The sequence below is a fragment of the Streptomyces sp. HNM0645 genome (assembly GCF_030056615.1).
GTDB classification, from domain to species: domain Bacteria; phylum Actinomycetota; class Actinomycetes; order Streptomycetales; family Streptomycetaceae; genus Streptomyces; species Streptomyces marianii.
Map to the genome: position 1 here is coordinate 21,742 of NZ_JASHLT010000009.1, position 13,797 is coordinate 35,538.

11 protein-coding genes are annotated in these 13,797 nt (G+C 74.1%); 9 read left to right on the forward strand and 2 right to left on the reverse strand.

Features of this window, described 5'->3' with window-relative positions:
- Positions 1-82 precede the first annotated feature (82 nt).
- The 7 genes from QMZ92_RS07695 (at position 83) to QMZ92_RS07725 (ending at position 10,212) form a co-directional block, all read left to right on the forward strand.
- Complete coding sequence (locus QMZ92_RS07695; protein WP_283296469.1) at positions 83-835, forward strand: (Fe-S)-binding protein; 753 nt, start codon at positions 83-85, stop codon at positions 833-835.
- The gene (locus tag QMZ92_RS07700) at positions 832-2,307 is read left to right on the forward strand and encodes a lactate utilization protein B (protein WP_283296470.1); all 1,476 of its coding nucleotides are present in this window, start codon (positions 832-834) and stop codon (positions 2,305-2,307) included. Before QMZ92_RS07695 ends, QMZ92_RS07700 begins: the two co-directional genes overlap by 4 nt.
- Positions 2,304-2,948, forward strand: a complete 645-nt coding sequence (locus QMZ92_RS07705) for a LutC/YkgG family protein (protein WP_283296471.1) — start codon at positions 2,304-2,306, stop codon at positions 2,946-2,948. Before QMZ92_RS07700 ends, QMZ92_RS07705 begins: the two co-directional genes overlap by 4 nt.
- A gap of 298 nt (positions 2,949-3,246) precedes the next feature.
- Entirely contained in the window at positions 3,247-5,955 is a 2,709-nt protein-coding gene (gene lanKC, locus QMZ92_RS07710; protein ID WP_283296472.1) for a class III lanthionine synthetase LanKC, read from the forward strand.
- 59 nt (positions 5,956-6,014) lie between these two features.
- Positions 6,015-6,149 carry a SapB/AmfS family lanthipeptide gene (locus QMZ92_RS07715; RefSeq protein ID WP_093652864.1) on the forward strand — a complete coding sequence of 45 codons (135 nt, stop codon included), beginning with the start codon at positions 6,015-6,017 and terminating at the stop codon, positions 6,147-6,149.
- Positions 6,150-6,256: 107 nt separating this feature from the next.
- Positions 6,257-8,242 (forward strand): ABC transporter ATP-binding protein, encoded by a 1,986-nt coding sequence (locus tag QMZ92_RS07720; protein WP_283296473.1) that lies wholly within the window; start codon positions 6,257-6,259, stop codon positions 8,240-8,242.
- Positions 8,239-10,212 (forward strand): ATP-binding cassette domain-containing protein, encoded by a 1,974-nt coding sequence (locus QMZ92_RS07725; protein ID WP_283296474.1) that lies wholly within the window; start codon positions 8,239-8,241, stop codon positions 10,210-10,212. Before QMZ92_RS07720 ends, QMZ92_RS07725 begins: the two co-directional genes overlap by 4 nt.
- Positions 10,213-10,246: 34 nt before the next feature.
- On the opposite strand, the gene QMZ92_RS07730 is transcribed toward QMZ92_RS07725, so the two are convergent.
- Complete coding sequence (locus tag QMZ92_RS07730; protein WP_283296475.1) at positions 10,247-10,852, reverse strand: response regulator transcription factor; 606 nt, start codon at positions 10,850-10,852, stop codon at positions 10,247-10,249.
- Between the two features lie 419 nt (positions 10,853-11,271).
- A complete protein-coding gene (locus QMZ92_RS07735; protein WP_283296476.1) occupies positions 11,272-11,502 on the reverse strand; it encodes a hypothetical protein in 231 nt (76 codons plus the stop codon).
- An 820-nt stretch (positions 11,503-12,322) separates the two neighbouring features.
- Between QMZ92_RS07735 and QMZ92_RS07740 the strand changes: the two genes are divergently transcribed.
- Both QMZ92_RS07740 and QMZ92_RS07745 read left to right on the forward strand, forming a co-directional pair.
- Positions 12,323-12,841, forward strand: coding sequence for a toxin-antitoxin system HicB family antitoxin (locus QMZ92_RS07740; protein ID WP_283296477.1), 519 nt, complete (start codon positions 12,323-12,325; stop codon positions 12,839-12,841).
- Between the two features lie 82 nt (positions 12,842-12,923).
- Positions 12,924-13,766: a DUF4097 family beta strand repeat-containing protein gene (locus QMZ92_RS07745; RefSeq protein ID WP_283296478.1), complete on the forward strand. Its 843-nt coding sequence runs from the start codon at positions 12,924-12,926 to the stop codon at positions 13,764-13,766.
- The last annotated feature ends 31 nt before the right edge of the window (positions 13,767-13,797 follow it).

The following is a 13,797-nucleotide window of genomic DNA, read 5'->3' on the forward strand; positions in this document are numbered from 1 at the left end:
GCCGACGCCGGAGCCGGCCCGGATGCCCGTGCCGATGCCCGATCCGGTGCCGTGGCCGGAACCGCCGAGGAGGGACAGAGCCATGCGGGTCGCGCTCTTCGTCACCTGCGTCAACGACACGCTCTTCCCGCGCACCGGCCGGGCCGTCGTCACCCTCCTGGAGCGCCTCGGTGCGGAGGTGGACTTCCCACCGGCGCAGACCTGTTGCGGCCAGCCGCAGTTCAACACCGGTTACCGGCACGAGACCGAACCGCTGGTGCGCCGCTACGCCACCGCGTTCGACGCCTACGACTACGTCGTCACGCCCTCCGGCTCCTGCGCCGCCATGGTCCGCGACAACTACCCGCGCATCGGTGCGAAGGCCGCCGCCGAGGGCCGCGGCCGGGAGCTCGCCGAGGCCGCGGCCCGCGCGGTGCCGAAGACGTACGAGCTGACCGAGTTCCTGGTCGATGTGCTCCAGGTCGTGGACGTCGGCGCGTACTACCCGCACACCGTCACCTACCACCCCACCTGCCACGGCCTGCGGATGCTCGGCCTCGGCGACCGGCCCCGCCGGCTGCTGGAGCAGGTCGAGGGCCTGGAACTGCGCGAACTGCCCGGCGCCGAGGAATGCTGCGGCTTCGGCGGCACCTTCGCCGTCAAGAACGCCGCCGTCTCCGCGGCGATGGGGGCCGACAAGGCCCGCAACATCGCCTCTACGGGCGCGGAGGTGGTGTGCACCGTCGACAACTCCTGCCAGATGCACATCGGGGGGACACTCAGCCGCCTCGGGTCGGCGGTCCGCCCGGTCCACATCGCCGAAATCCTCGCGAGCACGGAAGGGGACCCGCGATGAGCGGCGGTACGTATCTCGGCATGCCCGCCTTCCCGAAGGCCGCGGCCCGCTCCACGCGGAACGCCACCCTGCGCGGCAACCTGCGCCACGCCACGCACACCATCCGCGACAAGCGAGCCAGGGCAGTCGCCGAACTCGACGACTGGCAGCGGCTGCGGGCCGCCGGCGCCGCGATCAAGACCCGTACGCTGCGCCACCTCGACCACTACCTGGAGCAGGTGGAGTACGCGGTGACGGCGGCGGGTGGCCACGTCCACTGGGCGGCCGACGCCGCCGAGGCGAACCGCATCGTCACCCGGCTCGTCCGCGCAACCGGCGAGACCGAGGTCATCAAGGTCAAGTCGATGGCCACACAGGAGATCGGGCTCAACGAAGCGCTGGCGGAGGCCGGCATCACCGCCTGCGAGACCGACCTCGCCGAGCTGATCGTGCAACTCGGCGACGACCTCCCGTCGCACATCCTCGTCCCCGCCATCCACCGGAACCGCTCCGAGATCCGCGACATCTTCCGCGCGAGGATGGCGGATTGGGGCAGGCCCGCCCCGGACGGGCTGACCGACCGGCCCGCCGACCTCGCCGAGGCGGCCCGGCTTCACCTGCGGGAGAAGTTCCTCCGCGCCAAGGTCGCGATCTCGGGCGCCAACTTCATGGTCGCCGAGACCGGCACGCTCGTGGTGGTCGAGTCGGAGGGCAACGGGCGGATGTGCCTCACGCTTCCCGAGACGCTGATCTCCGTCGTCGGCATCGAGAAGGTCGTACCGACATGGCGGGACCTGGAGGTGTTCCTGCAACTGCTCCCCCGCTCCTCCACGGCCGAGCGCATGAATCCGTACACCAGCATGTGGACGGGCACCACCGACGGCGACGGCCCGCGCGCGTTCCACCTCGTGCTGCTCGACAACGGCCGCACCGACACCCTCGCCGACACTGTCGGACGCCAGGCACTGCGCTGTATCCGCTGCTCGGCCTGCCTCAACGTCTGCCCGGTGTACGAACGGGCCGGCGGCCATGCGTACGGATCCGCCTATCCCGGCCCGATCGGCGCCGTCCTCACGCCCCAACTGCGCGGCACGGACAGTGAGCTGGACGCCTCACTGCCCTACGCCTCGTCACTGTGCGGCGCCTGCTACGAGGTGTGCCCGGTCGCCATCGACATCCCGGAGGTGCTGGTACACCTGCGGGAACGGGTCGTCGAAGGCGGTCCGGTGACCCGCGACGGAAGGAAGGTCGTCATCCGCCCGGCGAAGGGCCACGCCGCCGAGCGGGCCGCGATGCGCGCCGCCCGCTGGACGTTCGACCACCCGGGGGTGCTGCGCACGGTCCAGCGTCTCGCCGCGCGCACCCGCCGGCTGCATCCGGAGAACCTGCCGGGGCCCGGCCGGGCCTGGACGGACACCCGGGCGGTGCCGGAGGTGCCTGCCGAGTCGTTCCGCGACTGGTGGCAGCGCACACGAGGGGAGGGCACCGAGTGAGCAGCAGGGACACGGTACTCGGCCGGGTCCGCCGCGCCCTGGCGGACGTACCGCGCGAGGAACGGCCCGGTGACGTGCCGGTCGCCCGCGACTATCTGCGCGTCCACGGTGCGCGCACGCCGGAGCAGACGGCGGACCTGCTCGCCGAGAACCTCACGGACTACCGGGCGCTCGTGCACCGCTGTTCCGCGGACGGGCTGGCGGGGCTCCTCGCCCGGCTGCTGGCGGAGCGCGGTTCCGCGTCGGTGCTGGTGCCGGACGGCCTGCCACCGCGGTGGCTGGCGGCGGCGGACGCCGTGCGGATCGCCGACCGTGCGGGGGGCACCCCTCGGGAGCTCGACGCCGTGGACAGCGTCGTCACCGGCTGCGCCGTCGCCGTCGCCGAGACCGGCACGATCGTGCTGGACGGCGGCCCGGCGCAGGGCAGGCGCCGGATCACGCTCGTCCCGGACCACCACATCTGTGTGGTGCGGGTCCCGGAGCAGGTCGTCGACTCGGTGCCGCGGGCTCTCGGGCGGCTGGACCCGTCCCGTCCGCTGACGTGGATCAGCGGCCCGTCGGCGACGAGCGACATCGAGCTGGACCGGGTCGAGGGGGTCCACGGGCCCCGGACCCTGGAAGTGGTCCTCGTGGCGGACTGAGCCCGGACCCGCGCCGCCGTGACGAGCCCGTGCACGTCGGCCGGCCCCGGTGGGGCCCCGCCCGCGCGGGGACGCGGACGCGGGAACGACGCAGTTTCACGGAACATCGCCGGTGCCTGTCGGTCGGCGGCCGCGGACGCCGACCGACCACCCGGCCGGCAGACCGCCGCCCGGCGTCCTGCCGCACGCCGGTTACTCGTGAGTTCCTCACGGTCCCTTGGTGTCAGTTGTGACTGTCGGGGCCCTGCCGAACCGTGCCAGTCTTCGGGACGTCGAAACCGGCCACAGGGGGAGCGAGATGAACAAGGGGTACGCCGTCTACTGCGACGCCGACCGGACGTTCTACGACGCCCCGCACCGGCTCGCCGAGGACGGGGACGGACCGGGCAGGCCGTACGAGGCGGCGCGCCGCGAGGCGCCGGCGGGCTGGCAGCGGCACCGCAAGGGCGACTGGCTCGCGTACCGTCCACTCGACAGCCACCTGCCGGCGCAGGGCTGGAAGATCCATGTCTCGGCCTGTCTCGACAACGCGGAGAAGGTGCTCGCCCAGGTCTGGGACTACTGCGTGCCCCGGGACATCGCCTTCAAGTTCGTACCGAGCCGGCATCTGCTGCACATCCGCAACGCCAAGTACGCGGAGCGGGCGGGGAGCGGCAAGTTCATCACCGTCTACCCCGCCGACGACGCACAGTGCCGGACCGCGGCCGAGGATCTCGACGCCCTCCTGGCCGGGGAACCCGGACCGTACATCCTGAGTGATCTGCGTTGGGGTGCCGGGCCCGTCTTCGTGCGGTACGGGAGCTTCACGGAGCGGCACTGCCGCGACGAACAGGGGGAGTTACGGCCCGCCGTCGAGGACGGCTCGGGGCGGCTCGTCCCGGACGTCCGCGGGCCCGCCTTCCACGTGCCGGAGTGGATCACACTGCCCGGCTTCCTCCGCCCGCACGCGGAGGCACGGGCGGCCACCACCACCGACGGCATCCCCTACACCGTGGAACGTGCCCTGCACTTCTCCAACGGCGGCGGCGTCTACGCCGGCCGGGACGAGCGGACGGGCAGACGGGTCGTGCTCAAGGAGGGCCGGCCGCACGCCGGGCTGGCGGCCGACGGCGCGGACGCGGTGACGCGGCTGGAGCGGGAGAAGGACGCATTGGAGCGCCTGTCCGGGCTCGACTGCACGCCGGAGGTGCTGGACTGGTTCACGCTCGGCGACCATCGCTTCCTCGTCCTGGAGTACATCGAGGGCCGGCCGCTCAACAGCTTCTTCGCCCGGCGCCATCCACTCATCGAGGAGAACCCCGGCGACCGGGCCCTCGCCGCCTACACGGAGTGGGCGCTGCGCGTCCACGGGTTGGTGGAGGACGCGGTGGCGCGGATCCACGCACGGGGGGTGGTCTTCAACGACCTGCACCTGTTCAACATCATGGTCTCCGAGGACGAGTCGTCCGTGGTGCTGCTGGACTTCGAGGCGGCCGCACCGATCGGGGAAGGCCGCCGCCAGGTCATCGCCAACCCCGGTTTCGTGGCCCCCGCGGACCGCAGGGGCGCCGATGTCGACCGGTACGCCCTCGCCTGCCTGCGTCTCGCCCTGTTCCTTCCGCTGACCAGCCTGTTCGCCGTTGACCGGGCGAAGGCGGCCCATCTGGCGGAGATCGTGGCCGAGAACTTCCCGGTGGACCGCGCCTTCCTGGACACGGCCGTCGCGGAGATCACCCGCGGTCTCCCGTCCGCCCCGTACTCCGGGAGGACCTCGTCGGCGCCCTCCCAGAAACCGGCCGAGACGTCTCCCGCGGATACCTCCGTGACACCGGCCGCGACACCGCCCACGAACCCCTCCGCGAAACCGGCCGAGACGCACGGGCCGGACTACCTGCCCGTCGAGCCGGGCGACTGGCCGCGCAGCCGCGACTCGATGGCGGAGGCCATCCGCGCCTCGGCCCGCTTCGGCCGGGAGGACCGCTGCCTGCCCGGGGACATAGCCCAGTTCGCCGGTCCCGTGGGCGGCGCCTGCTTCGCCCACGGCACGGCCGGAGTGCTGTACGCGCTCGCCGAGACCGGCTGCGGCGCCTGGCCCGAGGCCGAGGAGTGGCTGCTGCGTACCGTGCGCCGTCCGGCGTCCGGCACCCCTCTCGGCTTCTACGACGGGCTCGCCGGCATCGCCTGGACGCTGGACCGCCTCGGGCACCGGGCGGCGGCCATGGACCTGGTCGACCTCGTCCTCGCCGAGGACTGGTCGGCCATGGGGCCGGATCTGCACGGCGGTCTCGCGGGCGTCGGCCTCGCCCTCGACGCACTCGCGGAGTCCACCGGCGAGAGCTCGCTGCGGGACGCCGCCCTCCGCTGCGGCCGGCTCGTCGCCCGCACTGCGGCGGCGGATCGCGCCCAGCCCGCCCGGCAGCGGGCCGGACTGCTCCACGGCGCCTCCGGCCCGGCCCTGCTGCACCTGCGCCTGTACGAACGGACGGGCGATCCGTCCCTGCTCGGCCTCGCGGCCGATGCGCTGCACCGCGATCTGGACCGCTGCGTCCACGGCGCGGGCGGAGCGCTCCAGGTCGACGAGGGCTGGCGCACCATGCCCTATCTCGGTGCGGGCAGCGCCGGCATCGGCATGGTGCTCGACGACTGGCTCGTCCACGGCGACGACGACCGTTTCACCCGGGCGCGGCAGGAAATCGTACGAGCCGCGCAGGCGAAGTTCTACGCGCAGCCCGGACTCTTCCGTGGGGCCGCCGGCATGGTGTTGCACCTGAGCCGGACGGCCGCGGCCGGGCCCGGCACCTCACGGGCCGACCTGGCACGGCAGATCGGTGTCCTGTCCTGGCACGCCCTGCCGTACGAGGGCCGTCTCGCCTTCCCGGGCGAGCAGATGATGCGGCTCTCCATGGACCTCGCCACGGGAACGGCGGGCTGTCTGCTGGCCCTCGGTGCCGCGCTGGACGACGCGCCGGTGCAGTTGCCGTTCCTTCCGCCCGTTCCGCCCGGCCGTGCGAACGGCCCCCAGAGCTGACCTCCGGTCATCGGAGGTCATGGCAAGGCACATTCCGTCCCCGAGAAAGGAAGACCATCATGTCGCTTCTCGACCTGCAGAGCATGGAGACCCCGAAGGACGAGCTCACGGACGAGATCGCCACCGGCGGCGGCAGCCGCGCGAGCCTGCTGCTCTGCGGCGACAGCAGCCTGAGCGTCACCACCTGCAACTGACCCGGTCGTCGCGCGGGCAGTCCGTGCGACGCCGGTGACACAGTCCGAACGGTCCCGGGCGGTTCCCTCGCCCGGGACCGTTCGGCTCGGACGACGAGGGAGCGCCCATGACCACCCAACGTCCGGCGCCCGTGGCCGGTGACCGCACCCGCGGCGTCGACGGGCCGTCCGGGTCCGGCGGCGCCCGCTCGCTGCTGACGGACGCGGTACGGGAGTCCGCCGGACGGACCGCGGCGCTCGTCGCGGCGGGCCTGCTGTCGGCGGGCGCAGCCATCGCCCTGCCCGCCCTGCTCGGCCGGTCACTGGACCTCGTCCTCGCCGGGGCGGCGGAGGCCGGACCGTGGCTGGCGCTGTGCGCGGCACTCGTCGTCGCGGACATCCTGTGCGACGCGGCCTCCGCGCACCTCACCGGCACGCTCACCGCGGTCTCGGCCGCGCGCATCCGCCGCCGTGCCCTGGGCCGGGTGCTCGCCGCCGGGCCGAGGGCGGCCGAGCGGTTCACCGGCGGGGATCTCGTGACCCGGCTGACGGCCAACGTGACGGAGGCCGCCACGACACCCGCGACCGCCGCGGCAGCCGTACCGGCTCTGGTGCTGCCGGTCGGCGGACTGGTCGCGCTCGCCGTGACGGATCTGTGGACGGCTGCCGTCTTCGTGGCGGGAGCGCCGCTGCTGGTGCTGCTCGTCCGCGCGTTCACCCGCGAGACCTCCGCCGGGGTAGCCGAGTACCAGAAGGTCCAGGGGAACATCGCCGCCCGTCTGGTCGAGGCGCTCGACGGAGCCCGCACCGTCGCCGCCGCCGGCACGTGGGAGCGGGAACGCGCACGCATCCTCGCCCCCCTGCCGGAACTCGCCGCCAGGGGGCGGCACATGTGGCACGTCTACGGCCGAGCCGTCGCCCGCGGCGCGGTGCTGCTGCCCCTGCTGGAGACCGGAGTGCTCGCGGTCGGCGGACTGCGTGTGGCGGCAGGGGAGATGAGCGTCGGCGAGCTGCTGGCCGCGCTCCGCTACGCGGCCCTGGCCGCGGGCGTCGGTGCCGTCGTCGGGCAACTGTCGGGCCTCCTGCGCGGCCGGGCCGCGGCGCGGCGCACCGCCGAGGCGATGGCCGTACCCGTCATCGCGTACGGAAAGCGGGGGCTCCCCGCCGACGGTCCCGGCCGGCTGGAGTTCCGCGCCGTCTCGGTGGTGCGCGACGGCCGGACCGTGCTGGGGGGCGTCGACCTGGTCGTGCCGGGCGGTGCCACGCTGGCCCTGGTGGGCCGGTCGGGCTCGGGGAAGACGGCTCTGGCCCGGCTTCCCGGACGACTGGACGACCCGGACGCCGGCACCGTCTTCCTGGACGGCGTCCCCGTGGCGGAGATCGAACGTGACGTCCTGCGCCGGGAGGTGGCGTACGCCTTCGAGCGGCCCGCGTTGTTCGGCGCGACCGTGCGGGAGGCCATCGCCTTCGGGCCCTGCGAACCGTCCATGACCGAGGTCACCGGCGCCGCCCGGGCGGCGGGCGCGGATGCTTTCGTACGCCGGCTGCCGGACGGCTACGCCACACCGCTGACCCGCGCCCCGCTGTCCGGCGGTGAGGCTCAACGACTGGGCCTCGCACGGGCCTTCGCCCATGCCGGACGGCTGCTCGTCCTCGACGACGCCACGTCGAGCCTGGACAGCGTCACCGAACGCCAGGTCGCGCGGGCCCTGTTGTACCAGGTACGGCCCGGTACCCGTCTCGTCGTCGCCCACCGGGTCTCGTCGGCGGCGCGGGCCGACCTCGTCGCATGGCTCGACGGCGGCCGCGTCAGGGCGGTCGGTCCGCATGCCGCGCTGTGGGCGCTGCCCGAGTACCGTGCCGTGTTCGCCGCCCCCGGCGAGGCGCCGGACCGAGTGCCGGGCACCGCAGGGGCGGACGCCGTGCCGGGCGTCGCGCGAGCCGGTGACGGCACCGCGCGTGACGGCCGCGCGGCGTCGAGCCGCCCGACGGAGCACCGCGCGACGCCGAGCCGATCCGCCGCGAACCAGGCAACGCCGCACCACCGCCCGGACGACCACGGACCGGGGAGCGACCCGGCTGAGGGCCACCAGCTGACGGGCGGGACGGCATGACGGCCGCAGGACGGGAGCGGACGACCGCGGGACCGGCCCGATCGGCCACGGGAGCGGCGCCGTCGGCGGCGGACGGTGCGCTCCGGCCCGGTGCGGGGGGCACGAATCCGGACGACGGCGCAGCCACGCCACCGGCCACCGATCCCGCTCGGGGGGCGCTGCGCAGGACACTGCCGCCGGCCGTCCCGTTCCTCACCCGGCGGCGCGGGGTGCTCCTGCGCCTCGGCGGCTGGTCACTGCTGGAGTCCGCGCAGACCTTCCTCGGCGGTTACGCCGTGGCGGCGGCGCTCGACCGGGGGTTCCTCGCCGGGCGTCCGGGCGTGGGACTCGTCTGGCTGGCCCTGGCCGCCGCGGCGGTCGTCGCCGGTGGAACCGCCACGGAACGCGTGTTCCGCCGTCTCGCCGACCTCGTGGAACCGCTGCGAGACGGCCTTGTCCGCAGGGTCGTCTCCTCGGCCCTGTCCGCAGCGGTCGCCGGGCAGCGGAGACACACCGGCCATGCGGCAGTCTCCCGGCTGACCCACCAGACGGAGGCGGCACGGGACGGGTTCGCCGGGCTGGTGATGGTGACCAGGTCCTTCGTCTTCACTGCCGCGGGCGTCGTGGCGGGCCTCGCGGCGCTGGCACCCGCGCTGCTGGTGGTCGTCCTGCCGCCACTGGCCGCCGGGCTCGTGCTCTTCGCCGCGGCGCTGCGTCCGATGGCGACCCGGCAGCGGGACTTCCTGCGTACCGACGAGGAACTCGCCGCCCGGCTCGGTTCCGACGTCGCCGGGCTCCGGGACATCGTCGCCTGCGGTGCGCAGGCGCGCACCGAGGACGCGGCCGGCTCGCTGGTCGACGCCCAGACCCGGTCCGCGCGGGCACTCGCCCGGTGGGCCGCCGTGCGGACCCTCGCACTCGGGGTGGCCGGTCAGGCGCCGGTCGTCCTGCTCCTGGCCACCGCGCCCTGGCTGCTGGACCGAGGGGTCACCGCCGGGGAACTGCTCGGCGCTCTCACCTACCTGACGCAGGCTCTGCTGCCGGCCCTGAACACCCTGATGAACGGCCTGGGCGCGGCCGGCACCCGGCTGCTGGTGATCCTCGACCGCCTCACCGGCCCCGGCGAGCCCTCGGCTCCTGGCTCGACGCCCGCCGAGGCGGCCGTGGGCCGGGTTCCGCCCCGCGCGGCCCCGCGTCCGAAGTCACGTGGCGCGGTCACGGTCCCCGGGCGCCCGGCTCCGCCGGTGGCGCCGCCCGGGGAGTCCGGCGACGCGGCACCGGGCCTGGAACTGCGGTCTCTCTCCTTCTCCTACGGCCCCGGCGCGACGCCCGTGATCGACGGCCTCGATCTGCTGGTGGAGCCGGGTGAGCACCTCGCCGTCGTCGGCCCGAGCGGTATCGGCAAGTCCACTCTCTTCGGTCTGGTCGCCGGGCTGCTGGTCCCGGACCGCGGGCAGCTGCTGATCGGCGGCAGGCCCGTGCACCGTCCGGACCGGGACGCGTTCGCGGCCGGGCGGGCGCTGATTCCGCAGGAGGCCTACGTGTTCGGGGGCAGCCTCCGGGACAACCTGCTGTACCTGTGCCCCGACGGCGCCCCGACGGCCTCCGTGGAGGCCGCGGTGCACGCCGTCGGCCTCGACCGCCTGGCGCACTGGCCGGGCGGGCTGGACACCCGGATCGATCCCGCGGCCCTCTCGGAGGGCGAGCGCCAACTGGTCGCCCTGGCACGGGCGTACCTCGCCCCGGCGCGCCTGGTCCTGCTGGACGAGGCGACCTGCCATCTGGATCCGGCGGCCGAGGCCCGCGCCGAGCGTGCCTTCGCCGACCGGCCGGGGACACTGCTGGTGATCGCACACCGGCTCTCGTCCGCACGGCGCGCGGACCGCGTCCTGGTTCTCGACGGGGTGACAGCGACGGCCGGGCGCCACGAGGAGCTGCTCGAACGTTCCGAGACCTACCGCGATCTCGTGGGGCACTGGCAGGCAGGATGAGCGGCGCCGACCGGCCGGCCTGGTCGTGCGATGCTCAGACCCAGCCGGCGTGCTGGGATATCCGTATGGCGTCGACCCGGTTGCGGGCTCCGGTCTTGCGGGTGATCGCGGACATGTAGTTGCGTACGGTCCCGTGGGACAGGTGGAGACCGCGCGCGATCTCGGCGATCGTCGCTCCTTCCGCGGCCATGCGCAGGACGCTGAGCTCACGCGACGTCAGGGGCATCTCCGCGGCCTGGAGGAAGCCGAAGGCGAGCGACTCATCGACGAACCGCTCGCCCGCGGCCACCTGCCTGATGCCGTCGAGCAACCGCTGCGGTCCCGCGTCCTTGCTGACGTACCCGAGGGCTCCGGCGTCGAAGGCGCGGCGCAGCAGACCGGGTCTGGTGCCGGTGGCGAGCACGAGGAGCGCCGCGGCCGACCCGGTCGCACGCCGCAGCCGGCCGATCAGGCTCCCCAGCATGGCCGCGCCCGGGCACTCGACGTCCACTATGCACACGTGCGGCTGCAGGGAGCGGACCTGCCCGACGGCCGCCCGCCACGACGACTCGCTCACCTCCAGGTCGTGCTCCCGCCCGAGCAACGCCGTCAGTGCGGACCGCATCAGACAGCTGTCGTGCACCAGCAGTACCCGAATCACGCCTCGCCCCCTCAACCGTCCTGCCGCTCAACGTGATCGGCCGGACACCAACGGTCAGTACGTACAGCCGTTGCCCCCGTATCGGATGACTAGTCGCGAACGGGGAGGCACAGGAGCGCTCTCCACAAGCGGAGTGCGCCTTCTGCGCTCCGGAGCGGGAACAGGGCGCACGGAAGCGCGTACGGCGCATGACGCCCTCGACTGCGCACGGGAGGGGCGAGATGCCGGTGCGCCGGGCGCTGACGGCGCGTCATTCGGCCCCGGAGCCGGTACCGAATGACGTCGGACGGTGTGGCGCCGACGCCTGTTCCGCCCTGCGGCTGAGCGCGCCGCCTCCGCGTCGTCCTCAGGACGGCGACCGCTCGGGCCCGGTGCCGAGGGAGCACTTCGCGCGGCTCGGGGCTCCTCCCGCTCCGCCCCTACCGCTCCTCGACCGGGTCGCCCGGCTGCCAGACGGCATCGCTCCACTCCGGCGTGGGCACGGGCCGCGACGGAGCCGGCGGCGGGTCGGTGCCGCGGTTGGGGTTCTGCGGGACGCTCTGCGGCTCGCCCTGGGAGTCGTCCCGCTGTCCGCCCGACACAGGACGTGACGTCTGCCCGCTGCCCGCCCCGCGCTGCTCCGCGGTCCCGCTGGGCTCGGCGACGCGCACGGGTTCCGCCGGGCGCGTCGCCGAGGCGCTCGGGGACGCCGTCGCCGAGGGGGACGGAGAAGCGGCCGGACCCACGGTCGCGGGCGCCGTCGAAGACGACGGCGACGGCGAGCCGGTTCCGGCCGGGGACACCGCGGCGCCGTCCTCACCACTGCAGGCGGTGGCTGCCAGAACCAGTGCCACCAGACACACGGCGCTCAACGGCGCCCGCGAACGGGCGGGCCGCCCGCCGGCGGCCGCGGGAGTGCGGCCGGCGGACGAGGGCTGGGGCGCGGAAGGACGACTCATACCAAGACCTCTGGAGTGGGGGGACGGGTGGCCCGCGCAGGACGCGGCAGGAGTTGGACCGGACGGCGGTACGGAGGGTTGCCCGCCGGAAGATCACAGAACGGAAACCGTCCGAGCGACGGGCGCCCGCCGGCCAGCCACTCGTACCCATGAGTCCCGGTGCGCTTCTCCGCGGCGCGGGATCCTGGGCGCAGCCGCCCCCGCCACCCGACGCCCCGCACCCCGCACCCCGCACCCCGCACCCATGACGCGGACCATCCGGGGACATCGCAGCGCGGCCCCGTTGCACCCGGAGGACCGGACCGCCCCCCATGGCGCCACCCCGCACCAGGTGGCACCAGAGCGGTGCCACAAGGCACCAAACGATGCCACCTCACCACTTCACAGCCCTGCACGAGCACATACGGCGCCACACCGAACCCGACCCTCCGCGCGCGTTTCCGCAGCTCAAGGCAGGCACTTCAGCAAGCCCACCCTGGCGTGGCACCATCCGGGCTTGCGCTTAGCGCCACAGTGGTGCCACTATTGCGCCATGGATCTCACCCCCTATGTCGACAACCTCCGCCGCGAACTCGCGGTGGCCGCCGAAGCCGGCGGCGACGAAGCACGCGAGCTGGCCGGGAGGCTGACCGCCCCTCTGGAGTCGGCGACCCGGCTGACCCTCCTCAAGGCGCTCTCCGCCGCGATGGACGAGATCACCCGCGAGCTCGCCCCCGGCTCTGTCGACGTACGACTGCGCGGGCTCGACCCCGAGTTCGTGGTGACGCCGCCCCCCGCAGACGGCGGCGCCCCGGTGGAGCCGACCGTCCCCGTCGAGACGTTCACGCCGCCCGCGCCGGCCGACGGCGACGAGGGCGGCACCGCCCGCGTCAACCTGCGTCTGCCGGCCCATCTCAAGGCCCGCGCCGAGGAGGCCGCGAGCCGCGAGGGCCTCTCGGTCAACGCGTGGCTGGTGCGCGCCGTGTCGGCCGCGGTCGACGGCGGCACCCGGCAGCGTACGCCCGGTAGGACCCAGACCCTCGGACAAAGCTTCACGGGCTGGGTGCGCTGACCGCGCACCTGCCCTCACCACTTCACCGACACCACGTCCCACCAGCGGGGACGTCCTGAAGACCCAAGAGGACGGGACAGCCATGCCTTCTTTCGACACTCCCGAACCGATCTCGGTCGCCGCGCACGTGGAGGCCGGTTCCCTCCAGTTCACCGCGGGCGACGGCCTCGCCACCGTCGTCGACGTGCGGCCCCGCGACCCCAAGCGGGACCAGGACGTACGGGCGGCCGACCAGACCGAGGTCGCCTACGCGAACGGCACGCTCACCGTCAGGACGCCCAAGTCCGCTCTGTTCGGCCGCACCGGTACCGTCGACGTGACGGTCGAACTGCCCACGGGTTCGCGCGTCGACGCGACCGGCGCCTGGACCCAGGTGCTCACCGAGGGCCGGCTCGGCGCGGTACACGTGAAGACCTCGTCCGGTGACGTACGCCTCGACACCACCGGCCCGCTGAGACTGACCGCGTCCCACGGCTCGATCACCGTGGAACGGGTCGAGGGCACGGCCGAGATCACCACCAGCTCCGGCAGTCTGCGCGTCGGACTCGTCGACGGCCCCGCCGTCCTGAAGAACTCGCACGGCACCACGACGGTCCGCGCCGCGACCGGGGAGGTGCGGGTGAGCGGCGCCAACGGCGACATCGAGATCCGGCGCGCCGAGGACTCGGTGACCGCCACGACCGCCCACGGCACCCTGCGTGTGGGGGAAGTGTCCCGCGGCACCGTCCAGTTGGAGACCGCATACGGCGCCATCGAGGTCGGCATCCGCGAGGGCACGGCCGCCTGGCTCGACGTCAGTTCGGGCTCCGGCCAGGTGCGCAACACGCTCAACGCTTCCGGGGCCCCCGAGACGACCGAGGACACCGTCACGGTCCGGGCCCGCACCCGGCACGGCAACATCGACATCCGCCGCGCCACGGGCTGACCTCCGAAGAACTGCCCCGACACACCCACTT